Annotated in this window: 12 protein-coding genes and 1 pseudogene; 11 read left to right on the top strand and 2 right to left on the bottom strand. The window is 64.7% G+C overall.

What is annotated here, in order from left to right; translation table 11 throughout:
- The first annotated feature begins 127 nt into the window (after positions 1 to 127).
- The 4 genes and pseudogenes from CXQ88_RS22735 to CXQ88_RS19195 form a co-directional block, all read left to right on the top strand.
- Entirely contained in the window at positions 128 to 295 is a 168-nt protein-coding gene (locus CXQ88_RS22735) for a hypothetical protein (protein WP_373637793.1), read from the top strand.
- A 1,878-nt stretch (positions 296 to 2,173) separates the two neighbouring features.
- Positions 2,174 to 2,740 (top strand): HNH endonuclease family protein, encoded by a 567-nt coding sequence (locus CXQ88_RS22730; protein ID WP_373637792.1) that lies wholly within the window; start codon positions 2,174 to 2,176, stop codon positions 2,738 to 2,740.
- 172 nt (positions 2,741 to 2,912) lie between these two features.
- A complete protein-coding gene (locus tag CXQ88_RS19200) occupies positions 2,913 to 3,803 on the top strand; it encodes an SMP-30/gluconolactonase/LRE family protein (RefSeq protein ID WP_104045719.1) in 891 nt (296 codons plus the stop codon).
- Positions 3,804 to 3,817: 14 nt separating this feature from the next.
- Positions 3,818 to 4,218, top strand: a pseudogene (locus CXQ88_RS19195) (aldo/keto reductase); the annotation flags it as partial.
- Between the two features lie 67 nt (positions 4,219 to 4,285).
- Here CXQ88_RS19195 and CXQ88_RS19190 read toward each other — a convergent pair.
- Positions 4,286 to 4,882 (bottom strand): dihydrofolate reductase family protein, encoded by a 597-nt coding sequence (locus CXQ88_RS19190; RefSeq protein ID WP_104045718.1) that lies wholly within the window; start codon positions 4,880 to 4,882, stop codon positions 4,286 to 4,288.
- 130 nt (positions 4,883 to 5,012) lie between these two features.
- Between CXQ88_RS19190 and CXQ88_RS19185 the strand changes: the two genes are divergently transcribed.
- Positions 5,013 to 5,300, top strand: coding sequence for a YciI family protein (locus CXQ88_RS19185; protein ID WP_104045756.1), 288 nt, complete (start codon positions 5,013 to 5,015; stop codon positions 5,298 to 5,300).
- A gap of 46 nt (positions 5,301 to 5,346) precedes the next feature.
- Here the strand turns inward: CXQ88_RS19185 and CXQ88_RS19180 are convergent, their stop codons facing one another.
- Entirely contained in the window at positions 5,347 to 5,607 is a 261-nt protein-coding gene (locus CXQ88_RS19180; RefSeq protein ID WP_258062013.1) for a hypothetical protein, read from the bottom strand.
- 30 nt (positions 5,608 to 5,637) lie between these two features.
- On the opposite strand from CXQ88_RS19180, the gene CXQ88_RS19175 reads away from it, so the two are divergent.
- The 6 genes from CXQ88_RS19175 (at position 5,638) to CXQ88_RS19155 (ending at position 14,549) form a co-directional block, all read left to right on the top strand.
- Entirely contained in the window at positions 5,638 to 6,267 is a 630-nt protein-coding gene (locus tag CXQ88_RS19175) for a dihydrofolate reductase family protein (RefSeq protein ID WP_104045717.1), read from the top strand.
- Positions 6,268 to 6,307: 40 nt separating this feature from the next.
- Positions 6,308 to 6,457 carry a hypothetical protein gene (locus CXQ88_RS21995; RefSeq protein WP_181037611.1) on the top strand — a complete coding sequence of 50 codons (150 nt, stop codon included), beginning with the start codon at positions 6,308 to 6,310 and terminating at the stop codon, positions 6,455 to 6,457.
- A gap of 142 nt (positions 6,458 to 6,599) precedes the next feature.
- Entirely contained in the window at positions 6,600 to 9,911 is a 3,312-nt protein-coding gene (locus CXQ88_RS19170; protein ID WP_104045716.1) for a DUF5107 domain-containing protein, read from the top strand.
- Positions 9,908 to 11,227, top strand: a complete 1,320-nt coding sequence (locus tag CXQ88_RS19165) for a cellulase-like family protein (RefSeq protein ID WP_104045715.1) — start codon at positions 9,908 to 9,910, stop codon at positions 11,225 to 11,227. Before CXQ88_RS19170 ends, CXQ88_RS19165 begins: the two co-directional genes overlap by 4 nt.
- A 12-nt stretch (positions 11,228 to 11,239) precedes the next feature.
- A complete protein-coding gene (locus CXQ88_RS19160; protein WP_104045714.1) occupies positions 11,240 to 13,630 on the top strand; it encodes a beta-galactosidase in 2,391 nt (796 codons plus the stop codon).
- A 31-nt stretch (positions 13,631 to 13,661) separates the two neighbouring features.
- Positions 13,662 to 14,549 (top strand): helix-turn-helix domain-containing protein, encoded by an 888-nt coding sequence (locus CXQ88_RS19155; RefSeq protein WP_258062012.1) that lies wholly within the window; start codon positions 13,662 to 13,664, stop codon positions 14,547 to 14,549.
- The last annotated feature ends 133 nt before the right edge of the window (positions 14,550 to 14,682 follow it).

Raw genomic sequence — 14,682 nt, 5'->3', positions numbered from 1 at the left:
AAGGAACCGCGGGAGCCTCCCCACCGGCTGCATCGACGCAGAAAGCCTTTTGATGCAGGTGGGATGCGCACGAAAGCGTGGAACGGATGCACGGACCCCCTGGTTTGGTAGCTGAAGGCGGGAAATTATGTGCGGCCCCGCCGGCGCAGGTAAGTCGACAATCGCCCGACAGCTTGCGAGCGCTGGGATGGTGCCGCTTTCTTTCGACGAGGCTGCATGGCACATGAGCCGCCGCCCATGCCTCTGGCTCCGGAGACTCAGCGCGAGATCGAAGCAGCCCTTCAGGCCGTTATAACTGTCATGTAGATGGTTTCGCTTGCGCGCAAGGAAATGACCCTCCTGCTGTGCCGGAGGCTTGCAGCGCCTGCGGAGTTATCACGCCTGCGAGCAGTGCCTGTCGGACGGTAGAGGCCCCACCGGCGATGTCCACGCCCTTGTCGCCGGCGGCCTGGCGCGCTGCGGAGTAAGCTGCCTCGAAGCCCTCGGTCGCGAAGTGGAATGTCGTCCCGCCGTCCATCTGGATCGGACTACGTCAGTGAAGGGTCAGCACGAACACCGGCTTGGTACGGCGGTTCGGAACCCCACCACCCGGTCCACACCTCATCCCAGTACGCGCCGCGCTGACGCATGAGCCAGTTATTCGCGACCCTGTCGGCATCGTTGGCCCGCGGGTCGCCGATGCAAACGAACTCGTCCAGACCTCGCCAACTTCCGCACCTGTAGGGTTCTACAGATGGGGGACTGGAGATACACTCGCGGGCGTCAAAGATTTGCTAGGACTGGTATGTGGCTTGGATTCGCCGCGCTAACAATCGGTATTCCCGCCTACTGCGCCTCGGTTTTCTGGATCCAATGTCCGCCAGAATACGGCTACTCACCAGGGCAGACGTCCTGCAGGGAAGTCGAGAATATTTCAACGTTCACGGGCTTACTAGTCTTACTCTCCGGTCTTACCGCTGTTATTGGTGCAGGATACGGGGCCGCTGCCCTGGTCCGACGAGAACAGCCCTGGCCTGCCTTGGTCCCCGTCGCCATCGTGGCTGCCTTACTGGTCAACTGGATTCTTCGCTAGTAGTGCACGCTCGTTGGTCCTGAGCGTAAGCCGGCAAGCTGCGCAGCAGCTCGCTGGCCGCCGGGCCAGGCATCGCATGGGGGGCTGCGATGCCAGGCCCGGCGCTCTGACTGTGTGAGTCATGGGGGCTAACTCCTAAGCCAGACATGCAAAGCATGCAGTGATGACCTTGGGAAAACCCTTCGACCGTGACCTTGCAGAAACCTTGCGAAAACCCTATGGACTGGAACTCCAAGGCCCCTGGCCGCTTCGTGCAGTGTCTACGGGCATCGGCGACACCCCCTGACGTAGGCAATCATTTGAATCCTTGCGCACGGTGGGTGGGCGGACCCGGGCTTCCGGACGCGTGGCTGGAGCGACTATCAGTAGCGGGGGTCCACACAAAATTCGCTATAGCCTCCGCCTTATGAGCGCATATGATCAGGCCTCGTTGACCTCTACGACCAAGGCAGTCCAGATGGACCAGATCACAACTTCTATCGCGCCCTTGCCGATGAAGTCTCCGCTCAATCGGTCCTCGATCTTGGATGCGGAACTGGCATCCTCACCGTCACTTTCGGGTGGAGGACGAGAAGTTGTGGGTATAGACCCGTCGCCCGCCGTGCTCACGTACGCACGTTGCAGGGCGGGAGCCGATACTGTCGAGTGAATTCGCGGTGACAGCAGCAGCATTCCCCGAGGCGGATTCGACTACGCAATGATGACGGGCAACGTGGCTCAGCACATTCCCGCCTCCTCGAAGAGCAGCTACACACAACGGGCTTCGAAATCGAAGCTACTTACGGTGGCTGGAAACGTACGCCTTTTACTGAGAACAGTCCCCTCATCGTCCTTTTAGCTCGGGCCCGGCATCGACTCCGAGCCACCAATTGAGGAAGAACGGTCATCATGCTTCATTCCCGAAAGAGTTCCGCAGTTTAAGCGCACTTTTGAGGAATAGGCCCGAACCCCCTGCAAAACTCAATTCAGCGCTCACGGAGGGCGCTCCAGCATTCCATTGGGGACACATTGAAAATCAGATTAGCGCTTGTCACAGCGCTTTCTTTCGGGCTGCTCTTCACCGGCGTCACTGCACCAGCGGAGGCCAGTACTCCTACCTACGTGACTAATCTTCGCGCAGCAGTTCGCGCACTGCCCGTAGCGGCAGAGAACAACGCCGGGTACGACCGGAACCGATACTTCGGGCAATGGAATGACCAGAACAGGGACTGCCAGAACACTCGCGCAGAAGTTCTCGTTTCCGAGAGCAGAGTCGCCCCTAAGTACACGACTTCCCGTCAATGCACCGTTGCAAACGGTAAATGGGTGACCACGTTCGATAATCGCACGCACACCTCAGCAAGTACCGTGCAGATTGACCACATGGTGCCCGTGCACGAGGCGTGGGGTTCGGGCGCCAGGGCGTGGACGCAGGCGCGCCGGGTCGCGTTCTATAACGACCTTGGGTACGCGGGCTCGCTGAGCGCCCAGACCAGCAGGTTGAACTCCTCCAAGCAGGCTTCCGGGCCTGAGCAGTGGCTGCCGCCGGCTAACGTCTGCTTGTACATTGCACAGTGGGCCACTGTGAAGGCCCGTTGGAGGCTGACCGTGGATAAAGCGGAAAAGGCCGCGCTGATCAGGCACGCGGATAAGTGCGCGCCGATGCGGCTCTCCATCACCAGGGCATAGGCCGGTCCGTCGCACGCCACTGCAGCAGGCGATACCTCATATTTGAAGCACAAGTCTGCAGCAACACTCGTTGTGGTTCCTTCGCGCTATCGTTTCCCGTAATGCGTGCGGCTTCTGGCGGCCGCCGTGGGCGGGTTGGTACCAACGGCAGGGACACACACAAGGGGTTCCAATGGGTGATGGACTGACCACTGGCCGGTTGGAGCGTCTGTTTACCGGGTCGGTATGGGCAGAGGGCCCCTTATGGGTTCCGTCGTCGCAGACGGTGCGCTGGAGCGATATCCCGAATGACCGCATTCTCGAGTTCGACCCGGCCACGGGGAACACCAGGGAATACGCAGTCGGGGTCGAATTCACCAATGGCCGAACCATCGACGCCGAAGGCAGTGTTGTGCAGTGCAGTCACGGACGCCGCCGGGTTGAGCGCGACCGCGGGGGCACAGTGACACGATTGGTCGATTCCTTCCAGGGCCGCCGGCTGAACTCGCCTAACGACGTCGTAATTGCCCGGGACTCGAGCATCTGGTTCACCGACCCGCCGTACGGGATCCTTCCCGGCACGAAGGAAGGGCACGAGGGAGAGCAGGAGTACGGCGGCTGTTACGTGTTCCGCTTCGAGCCTGCTTCGGCAACCCTCACTCCGGTGATTACCGACCTCGTCTACCCGAACGGCCTCGCCTTTGCACCGGATGAGTCTGTCCTTTACGTTGCGGACACAGCCGGTCCCGGTCGCGGGGTGCCGCTGAGGATTGCCGCCTACGACGTGCGCGACGGCGCGTGCAACCCCCGCGGAACAGTTCTTGAGCTTGAAGAAGGCCATGCTGCTGACGGCTTAAGGGTAGACGTCCAAGGCAGGATCTGGACCTCTGCCGGCCCCGCCGTCCGGGTTTATTCACCGTCCTTCGAACTCCTGGGCACAGTGGCAGTGCCCGAGAGAGTATCGAACTTGTGTTTCGGCGGCCCGGACGGCCAGGACCTTTACATCACCGCCACCACCAGCCTGTACCGGATCCGCACCACCACACGCGACGCGGCGCTGAACCATCAGCCCACCGACAACTGATCACGAGGATCAGCATGCAATACCGAACCCTGGGCGGCCGAACCGGCGCCGTCGTTTCTACCTACGCGCCGGGAACCATGACCTTCGGTGCCGAGGCCACCGAGGAGAACTCACGTGCCATTCTGGACGACTACTTCGCCGCGGGCGGCAATTTCATCGACACCGCCGATGTCTACAGCGCCGGGGTGTCGGAGGAGGTCATAGACCCGCCGGTTAGCCTGCAGCCCTGTACAGCCTGCTGGTCCGGGAAATCGAATCTGAAATTGTTCCGGCAGCGCTCGACGCCGAAATCGGCCTGTTGCCCCGGTCACCTTTGGGCGGTGGCTGGCTATCGGGCAAGTACAAGCGGGACCAGACTCCGACGGGAGCCACGTGGCTGGGGGAGAACCCCGAACGTGGCATGGAGGCCTGGAAGGGCCTATCCATACGGACCCATGGCGCAGGAGCAGCGCAACTGCAAAATTGAGGGTGGACGGTAGGCACTAGCGGATAACCCGGTAACGAACGTGCGTTACAAGGCGGGTGCTGCTCACTTCCGTCGGTTCAAGCTTGAGGTTCCCGACGCCGTCGAGCAGCCGCTCGCCTCCTCCGAGGACGAGCGGCGCGATGTGGAGCCGCAGTTCGTCGATCAGTCCGGCCGAAAGGAATTGGCGGGCAGTTTCGGCACCTCCAGCTACCGCTACGTCTCTGCCGGCAGCCGCTGCCCGCGCCTGGACCAGTGCCGACTCTATTCCGTCGTTCACGAAATGAAACGTGGTACCGCCCTGCATCTCCACTGGCGGACGTTCATAATGCGTGAGGACAAAGACGGGGGCGTGGTATGGAGGTTCTTCGCCCCACCAGCCGCGCCAGTCCTCATCCCACGGGCCTGTTCCCGGACCGGCGAACATGTTGCGGCCCATGATGTATGCGCCCGCGGAGAGGATCCCCTCCAGTGCCGCTGCGTTGGCCTCGGGTTCCTCGAACTGCCACCGGTGCAGTTCCTCCCCGCCTTCGCCCAACGGGTTGGAATGGCTCTGATTCCGGCCGGCAAGGAAGCCGTCGAGGGATACGGTGAGATCGCAGGTGACGCTGTTCATGGCTTCCTTCAGCGGTGGCCGTTTGTTCAGGGCGTGGATCGATACCGGCCATGCTATTGGCGTTCGACGGCGGCCGGAAGAGGCAACAATGACGGTGCCCTTGAGCGGGCGGCGGGTTAGGATCGGCCGCATGGAATCCGTCGTTATGTACAGCCTCAGTGAGGGCGTCGACCGGTCACGCGTTATGGAGACTTACCACCGCCATCAGGAGTACTTCGAAGCGTTCCGCGCCGCCGGCGGCGGGCTACTTGCATTGGGCCCGTTCCTCACCGCGGATCCGGCCGGCGCGTCGATGGGGATCTTCACCTCGCGGGAGGAAGCCGAGCGGTTCATCGCAGACGATCCCTTCGTTATCGAAGGGCTGGCCGTTCCACGCGTCCTCGAGTGGGATGCGGTGCGGTTCGACAAGGCGGATTAAGTTCCTTGCTTATTGGAACACGGCGGCAACAGCGCTGATCTCGACCCTAGCGCCGGGAACCCCCAGCGCTGCGACCCGCGCTCCGGTCCACGGCCGGTTCGGCGGATGCGAGCTCCGGCCCGATCGCTCCGTAGGCCGCTGCCAGGTCGACGCCTTCAACGAAGGGCACCGTCCACTGCACGACGTCGCCGACCGTCGCGCCGGCAGTTGCAAGGGCGATTTTCGCGTTTTCGAGGGCGCGGGCAGACTGCGCAAGCAGAGGGGTAGACCCGGCCCCTTGAAGGTCTGATCGCTTCGGGGATAGCATTTCCGGCACCTGCCATCAAAGGAGACGGTCATGGGAGAGACAACGAGCCAGGGGCCATCAGCCGAACTCATGGTTGACCTCATCATTTCCCTTGACGGGTACGCCTCGGCCGAGGGATGGCCCGGCTGGTGGGGCCTGGAGGGGCCGGAATACCTGGCCTGGCTCGAGGAGGAGGGGAAGAAGGACTACGCCTTCCTGATGGGCGCCAACACGTACCGGCTAATGTCCAGCATGTCGGATGAGGCCGCGGCGGAAGGCTCCGGATTTTCGGAGGAGGAGGGTGCTAGCCTCACCGGCCTGGCCGCCGTGCCCAAGGTCGTCTTCTCCTCCACCCTGCGGGCGCCCCTGACCTGGCCGAACTCGGAGCTGGTGGCGGGTGACGCGGTGGAGGCCGTGCGGGAGATGAAGCGGACCGGGACCAGGCCTTTGAGTACCCTCGGCAGCCTAAGCCTCAGCCGGTCGCTGCTGGCCGCCGGTCTCGTGGACAGGTTCCGGCTGGTCGTGTTCCCGGTGGTCACGGGCAGCACGGGGCGGGAGCGCATCTACGATGGCTATCCGGACGTGGCACTGGAGATGGTGGACAGCAGGACTTTCGATTGTCGGCTCCAGTTGCTGGAATACGTCCCGACCATCCTCGACGGACCGCCTGGCAACCGCTGAAGCTGTTGCAGGAGACATGCGGTGAACAGTATTTTGGGGCATGGCCAAGAGGATTTCGGATGCGGAGTTCTCGGACGCTGATGGCGTAGCGGATTGGCGTGTACTTTTCTGGGGTGCGAAGACCAGCTTCGATACGGACGATTTTGCACACCACGTGGTGAACATCGCTACCTGGCAAGGGCGCGAATAACGACCGCTGGATTGTCCGGTTTACCCTATGACCCGGTCCGGATGCCGTTTTCCGCAACAGGCGGCATATGCACGATCGTCCATATTCGCGCGCGCTTATGCCATGGGAACAGGCTGCGGAAGTCCATAGGCTTGCAACCGTGATGGATGCCAACGAACACAAGAGCCACATTGTTTTGCCCGACGCGCCGCCCGAGCAACAGGCGGTCCTGGAGGCAGGCGGCGTTGCCTGCTGGTCCGAGCCGGTCTCGATTGATACCTATGCCCCGGGGGAGCCCGACCGGTATCCGCTGTTCCTGGACCGGCGCGTGTACCAGGGTTCCAGCGGCAAGGTTTACCCCATGCCGTTCATCGACACCATAGAGGCATCCAAAAAAGCCCACCTTTGGCATGCCATCCACCTGGAGAACGAGTACGTCCGCCTGATGCTGCTTCCGGAGATCGGCGGCCGCATCCACATCGGCTTCGACAAGGCCGCAGGCTACGACTTCTTCTACCGGAACAACGTGATCAAGCCCGGCCTGGTGGGGCTGGCGGGACCTTGGATCTCGGGCGGTGTGGAGTTCAACTGGCCGCAGCACCACCGCCCCGCCACCTTCCTTCCCGTGGAAACCTTCGTAGAGAGGAACGACGGCGGCGGGGTCACCGTGTGGCACTGCGACCTGGACCCGCTGCAGCGGATGCGCGGAACCCACGGAGTCCGGCTTCGCCCGGGCAGTTCCCTGATCGAGGTGGAAGCCCGGCTGTACAACCGGACGGATGAGCCACAGACCTTCCTGTGGTGGGCGAACGTTGCCGCCCGCGTCCATGGGAAGTACCAGTCGTTCTTTCCCACCGATGTCCGGTACGTGGCGGACCACGCCCGGCGCGCGATCACCGCCTTCCCGAGAGCGGACCGGCCCTACTACGGGGTGGACTACCCGGCGCTCGCCGGGCAGGGTGTCCAGCCGCATGCGGACCGCATTGATTTCTACGTGAATGTCCCGGTCCCCACCTCCTACATGATCACTGACACCGAAGACAGCTTCTTCGGCGGCTACGACCATGAAGCTGAGGCAGGGTTCGTGCACTGGGCTGACCGCAGCATCTCCCCGGGCAAGAAGCAGTGGACGTGGGGGAATGGTCCGGTGGGCAAGGCGTGGGATGCGCACTTAACGGACGACGACGGCCCTTACGTTGAGCTGATGTCCGGCGTCTTTACGGACAACCAGCCTGACTTCAGCTACCTGGCCCCCGGGGAGACCCGCACCTTCAGCGAGTTCTGGTACCCGATCCGCCGCATGGGTCCGGCGCACCAGGCGAACCTCGACGCCGCCGTCTCACTCCAGCTCGACCTGACAGGGGGCAAAGCCACCGTGGGCGTCTCCAGCACGGCCCACCGGGAGGTCACCGCTATTGTCCTCAAGCTCAAGGGTGAAAGCATCCACTCGTGGACTGCCCGGATCTCACCCGCCCACCCGTTCTCCGAGACCGTCGAGTTGCCCGCCCCAGCGGAGGAAGCCGACCTTACGCTGCAGGTCCTGGACGGGGACCGGGAACTCATTTCGTGGTCCCCGCGCAAACAGGAGGACAACCCCGAGGAGCCCTGGGTGGCTACTGAACCGGAGCCGCCGTCGGCCATGGAGAGCCAGGACGAGCTGTACGTCACCGGAACACACCTGACGCAAAACCGGCACCCCACCCGGTCACCCCTGCCGTATTTTGAGGAAATGCTCCGCCGGGATCCACTCGACTCCCGCGCTTCCGTCGCGCTGGGATCAGCCAACTACCGGGCGGGACACTATGAGCAGGCACGGACGCTCCTGGAAAACGCCCTTGCCCGGCTGACCCGCCGCAACCTGAATCCGCCCAGTGGGGAGGCCAGCTACCGGCTCGGCCTCGTCCTCGAGCGGATGGGCCGGATGGAGGACGCACAGGAGCGTTTTGGGAAGGCGGCCTGGGACAAGGCATGGGCGCATCCATCGCACCTGGCCCTGGCACGCCTGGCCCTTCGGGCAGCACAGCCGGCTGAAGCACAGCGGCACGCCGAAACCGCAGTGCGGCTGGACCTGGCAAGCCCCGAAGCGAAGCACTTGCTGGTCCTGGCCTTGAAAAAGGCCGGACGCCGGGACGAAAGCTCCCAACTGTTGCAGGACGTCCTCGCGTCTGATCCGCTGGACCCCGCGGCGTTGGCGCTTGACGGCTCCCCCAGCGCAGCGGACCCTAAAACGTCCCTGGCCGTTGCTTGTTGGCTCGCCCGCGCCGGCCAGTGGCAGCTCGCGCTGGACCTCACCGGCCGGGCTGCGCCGGCTGACGCCAACAAAGTATTCGGAAACCCGGAGCCACTCCGCCGCTACCTCCGCGCGGGCTGGCTGGACGAACTGCTGGACCCGGAGGCTGCCTCCGCGGAACGTTCCGCGGCCAGGCACACTGACACCACCTACGCGTTCCCTTACGGGCTGGACGACTACGACGCGCTGCACCGAGCCCTCGAGGCAGACCCCAGGGACACAGTGGCGCATGGGTTGCTGGGGTGCTGGCTGCTCGACGCCGGCCGCACCGGGGACGCCTTGGCCCACCTGGAGCAGTCCATGGCATGCGGATCCCAGGATCCCGTCGTGTGGAGGAATGCAGCAATCGCCAGCGTCAACACTGGTGGCGACACGGGCACGGCTGACTCGTACTTGGAGCATGCCCTGGAACTGAGCCAGGACGACGCCCGGCTCGTTTTTGAACGTTCCGTCCTGGCGGGCCTTCGAGGGGTGCCCGTCAAAGATCGGATTGCCGGCATCGAACGCCATGGCCGTTCCGTCCTTGACCGTGATGACCTGGCGCTGCTCTACGTGAACCTGCTCATCGACGCCGGGCGGGTGGAGGAAGCCCTGGACCTCATGTGCACCCGAACCTTCCAGCCCTTCGAAGGTGGCGAGGGGATGGCGCTCGCAGCCTACGACCGGGCGGCGGTCCAGCACTCCCGGACGCTGATGGAGCAGGATCCGACGGCGGCGCTCACCTTGCTGCGCGGCGGCCTGGACGCTCCCGCCAACCTGGGCGAGGGCCGGCACCCAGCGGACAATATGGCCGAACGCCTGGTAGCGCTCGGCGACGCGCTCGACCTGTCGGGGGACACAAAGGCTGCAGCCGACGCATGGAACCGCGCCTGCCAGGACAGCACGCTGGCTGTAGGCACCACGCCCACCGGCTCCGCTGATTACTGGAAGGGCGTGGCCCGCACCAGGCTCGGAGGGCATACCGAGGCGGAAAGGGTGTGGCAAAGCCTGGAGGCCCGGGCCGATGAGCTGGAGGCCACACCCGCCGCACCCGACTACTTTTCAACATCCCTCCCGGAACTGCTGCTTTTTGAGACCGACACCGCAGCCGCGCGGAAGAAAACGGCTAACACCCTCCGCACCCTGGCCGCAGACGGCCGCGCCCTGCAGCAACGCACCCACCAGAAAGAAGGGGTAAACCTGTGACCGAAGAACCGAGATATCTCGGGTCCGGAGCGATCGACAGTGACACTGCCTCCCTGACGGGAGCGCCGCCGTCGCACCTTCCAGCACGCCTGACCATCAGCCTCTGGGACTTCTCCTGGTACACCCGCGCAGAGGACGGCGGCCCGTACGCCGACCTGGACGCCGCCTGCGCGAAGGCGGCAGAGCTCGGGTACAACACCATCCGGATCTGCGCCGCCCCGCTGCTGCTTTTCGGCAACCTTGGCCTCGACGGCCTGGCCACTGATCTGGAGATTGAGGGGCTCGGGAAGTCGCCGGACGGCGGGTTTTACGGCAGGGGCACGCGCTGGTACGACGCCCCCGGAGGCTATCGCCTCAACCTGCAGGAGCGGCTCCTGGATCTCTTCGAGGCCGCCGCCCGGCACGGACTCGTTGTCATCCTGGCCAGCTGGGAATACCAGCAGTCGACGGTCTTCGCGGGCACGCCGGCATGGTTTGACGCCATCGACGCCGTCCCGCTCCATGGCAGGTACCGGGTCCTGGCGGACGCTTGGGACCGGCTCATCGGGGCGCTTACTGCAGCCGGTCACCGGGAACGCATCGCCTTGGTGGAATTGCACAACGAGGTGGACTTTTCCATCCTGCCAGCGCTCGCCGACGGTGGCACCGAGCAGCTGCACCGGCTCCGCTCGCTGCATCCGGACCTGCTGGTTACCGCCAGCTATGGCAAACCTCCCCACCTGGCCATGCACGCCATGGCCGACGGCCTCGGCGCGGCGCAGTTCCACGTCTACAGTTACGGAGTGCTGGACGCGCTGCAGCAGCAGATCGACGTCCGCTCTGACGGGACTTTCGGCTTCCCCAATCAGGCCCTGTCTGCCCTTCTGCGGCCCGACGCGCCGTCGGTTGCGGAGTACGGACGCCTGGCCGACTGGAAGTACCGTGCCACCGTGGTGACCGACCAGATGTTCTACGGCTACGACTGGATTGACCCGGACACCTGGGACGCGTGGCTCTACAACGAATACGGGACGTACCGGGAGGTGATGCGGCGGGAGATCGAGTCGCGCGTCAGCGCCATTGCTGCGTGGGCCCGTTGGAAAAAGGTCCCCGCGGTGGTTGGCGAGGGATGGATCGGCTACACCCCGCTCCACGGCACGTTCGAGGAAGGGCCCATTGGACGGGACCTTGCCGAATGCGGCATCCGCACGGCGCTGAACCACGGAGTGTGGGGCATGGTCCTATGTTCCAACGCGGCTCCGCATCACCCGATGTGGGCCGACGAGGTGTGGCAACGCCGCATGAACAGCCTCATCCTCGCCGCCGCTGCCAGCTGAAAGAATCCACACATGCGCTTTGATCACAGCATTCTCGAACACAGCACCCTCGAACAACAGGGCCCCCTCGAAGAAGCGGGCAGCGTCCAATTCCTGAAGGCAACCCACCGGCCCCACGAACTGGGCCAGCAGTTCCCGCCCATGAGCAACACCGAGGACCCGCACAGCAGGTGGCGGCTCACCAGCCACTACATCGAATGCGCGGGCCGTCCCGCGGTGCCGGTGTCAGGCGAAATCCACTTCAGCAGGCTGCCCCGGAGCCGCTGGGAAGAGCGGCTGCGGCTGATGAAGGCCGGCGGCATCACAGTAGTCGCCTGTTATGTCTTCTGGATCCACCACGAACGATCCGAGGGTGCGGCGCGCTTCGACGGCAACCTGGACGTGGCCGCGTTCGTCCGGCTGTGCGACTCTCTTGGCTTGGACGTGGTTCTGCGCATCGGGCCGTGGGCGCACGGCGAGGTCCGCAATGGCGGCTTCCCGGACTGGGTGCAGGCGGCCGCCGTCGAACACCGCACAAATGATCCCGCCTACCTGGCCCTGGTGGAGCGCTGGTTTAACCGCCTGGGCGGGGAACTGCGCGGGCTGACCGGCCCGGACAGCAACGTGGTTGGCATCCAGCTGGAAAATGAACTTTACGACCAGCCCGGACACATCACCGTGCTCAAGAAGCTGGCCCGCTCGGCCGGACTCAGCGCCCCGATCTGGACGGCGACTGCCTGGGGCGGAGCTGATATCCCTGAAGATGAGGTCCTGCCGGTCTTCGGCGGCTATGGTGACGGTTTCTGGGTGGACGCCGATGCCCCCTGGGACCCCACGTTCCGGCAGCACTACTTCTTCAGCCACCAGTGGGACGACCCCGGCATCGGCGCCGACCTCCGCCAGCACTTCTCCGGCAGCGATGCAGCATCACCGCGCTCGCCGTCCGCCCTCTACCCGGCGGCCACGTGTGAGCTGACCGGCGGCATGGCGACGGCGTATCAGCGCAGGCCGTGGCCCAAGGGCAGGGATGTGGCCGCCGTGGCCAACAACAAGATCGGCAGCGGCTCCGGCTGGCAGGGCTACTACATGTTCACCGGCGGCACGAATCCTCCCGGCGGCCTGCAGGAATCCCAGGCAACGGGCTACCCGAACGATCTACCGGTGTTCGACTACGACTTCCACGCCCCCATCGGCGCTACCGGCAGGCCGGCTCCCAGCTTCGGCCTGCTGCGCAAGCAGCACGCCTTCCTTGCCGCCTTCGGCGACCGTTTGGCACCGATGCCGTCGACCCTCCCGGACCAGGTGCCGGCCGGCATCGAGGATTCGGAGACGCTCCGGTGGGCGATGCGCTCGGACGGGTACTCAGGGTTTGTGTTCATCACCTGGCACCAGCCCCATATCCCGCTGCCCGCCTTCGCCGCAGCGCAGTTCAGCCTGTCAATCGGCGAGGACAGGGTGACCTTCCCCAGCAAACCCGTCTCCATCCCCGCCGGAACCATCGCCGCCTGGCCGGTGAATCTCGAAATAGCGGGAGTGCGCCTCAACTGGGCCACGGCGTCACCGCTGACCCTGTTGGCTCCGGAATCCTTACCAACCCTGGTTCTCGCTGCCGAGGCCGGAATATCGCCGCAGTTGTGCCTGCCGGAGGGAACAACGCTTGAAGGGCCTGCTTCTGCCTTGGGTGGCAACGCGTACGCCATCGATGCCACACACCCAGTAACCCTGACCGCGAAGTCCCCGGAAGGTTCCTTGAATATCCTCGTCCTGCCGCCTGAGCTGGCCGACCAGGCGTGGGTTTTGGACACACCGCGTGGACGGGATCTGGCCCTGTCGGTAGACCCGCTCTGGGTCGGTGCGGATGGGCTCCTGGCCGGGAGGTCGCTCGGATCTCCTTCCGTTCGGCGGTACGCGAGTGGGACCGCCCAGTTCGAGGACGTCGACGCGGCGGCGATGCAGCCTGCACGCGTGCGGGTGGCACTCAGTGCAGAAGGGATCCGTGCCGCAAAACCCGTCCCTGCTTCCTTCGGTTCCCTGGCCGGCCGGGCGGCCGCCCCCAATGATGCCGCCATCGAGGAACTGGCGGAGGTTTACAAGATCGACCTGACGACGGCGGGATACCTTGCCGAGGCCGGGCATTCGGAACTGGAGATCGAGTGGGCCGGCGACGTTGCCCGGCTGCTCGTTGACGGCTCATTGGTTGCCGACCGCTTCTGGGACGGTTCCCCGTGGGTCATTGACACGCACGACGCCGGCATCCGCCCCGGCTCGGAGCTCCAGCTTCAGATCCTTCCGCTCCCGAAGAACGCGAAGGTGGGGCTGCCGCTGGCAGCCCAGCACCGGCGTGACTCGCTGGACGGTGACCTGGCCGCCCTGGATAAAGTGGAGCTGCTCCACTGGACGCCGTGGCATGAAAATCCCGCCTGACCGAATCCTTCCGGCATAGTATGGACGTTTCGTGACGGAGGGAGCGGGCTTGGAGCGGGCAACGGGGTTCCAGAACCAGCGGCTCGTGGTGGTTCCGCGGCCGCTGGTCGCAGAGGCACTCACCCGCCCAATCACCCGTCGTCTCGTCGTCACCGACGCGGGGGTCTTTCCCGCTGCTGAGGCGCATGGGCGGTACCGTCCGCAGGGCGCAGAGGAAACCATCGTTATCCTCTGCGTCGCGGGAACGGGGTGGGTGGAAGTCGCCGGTTCCCCGTACGACGTCGGCAATTCCACCGCCGTCGTAATCCCCGGCGGAAAGGGGGAGGCACATGCGTACGGTGCCTCGGGAGAAGACCCATGGACGATCTGGTGGTGCCACGTCCGAGGTTCCGACGCCGCCGAGCTCGTCGAGGAGTGCGGAGTGCATCCGGGCCGGCCCGTTATTCCGCTGGTGGCCGTGGACCGGCTGACGGCCATGCTGGACGAGATCATCACGGCTCTGGAACAGGACCAGTCGCCTGCCCGGCTGGTGGCCACGGCAGGGATGGCCTGGAAACTGCTGACTACGCTGGCTGTGGACCGCAGGCTCCCCGAACAGGGGACCCCACTACAGCAGGCGATGAAGTTCCTGGAGGACAGGGTGGACGGTGCCATCCGGCTGCCAGAGCTGGCCAAAGTAGTGGGCGTATCGTCGTCGCAGCTGAGCAAGCTGTTCCGGGAGGCAACCGGCGGGGGAGTGCTTGCCCACCATACTGCCCTGAAGATGGCCCGGGCGCGGCTCCTGCTGGATACCACGGACCTGACAATGGCGGAGGTGGGGCGCGAGATCGGGCTGAACGACCAGTTCTACTTCTCCCGCCAGTTCCGGCGGATGCACGGGGTCAGTCCCAGCACGTACCGGGCGGAACGGAAGGGCTGACGGGGTTATTGCGGCCGTCTGCCCGAACCCCGATGGGCGTCCCGCCACCGCGCTGGCCGGAAGGCGTAATCGCGCGGGCTGAACAGGAGCGGCGGTCGTCGCCCCCGATGTGCCGCCGATCCAGCCAGTGGCC

This window comes from Arthrobacter sp. ZGTC412 (assembly GCF_002929215.1).
Taxonomy (GTDB): Bacteria; Actinomycetota; Actinomycetes; order Actinomycetales; family Micrococcaceae; genus Arthrobacter.
The sequence above is the reverse complement of the archived record's forward strand: the minus strand, read 5'-3'. Positions and strand labels throughout refer to the sequence as shown.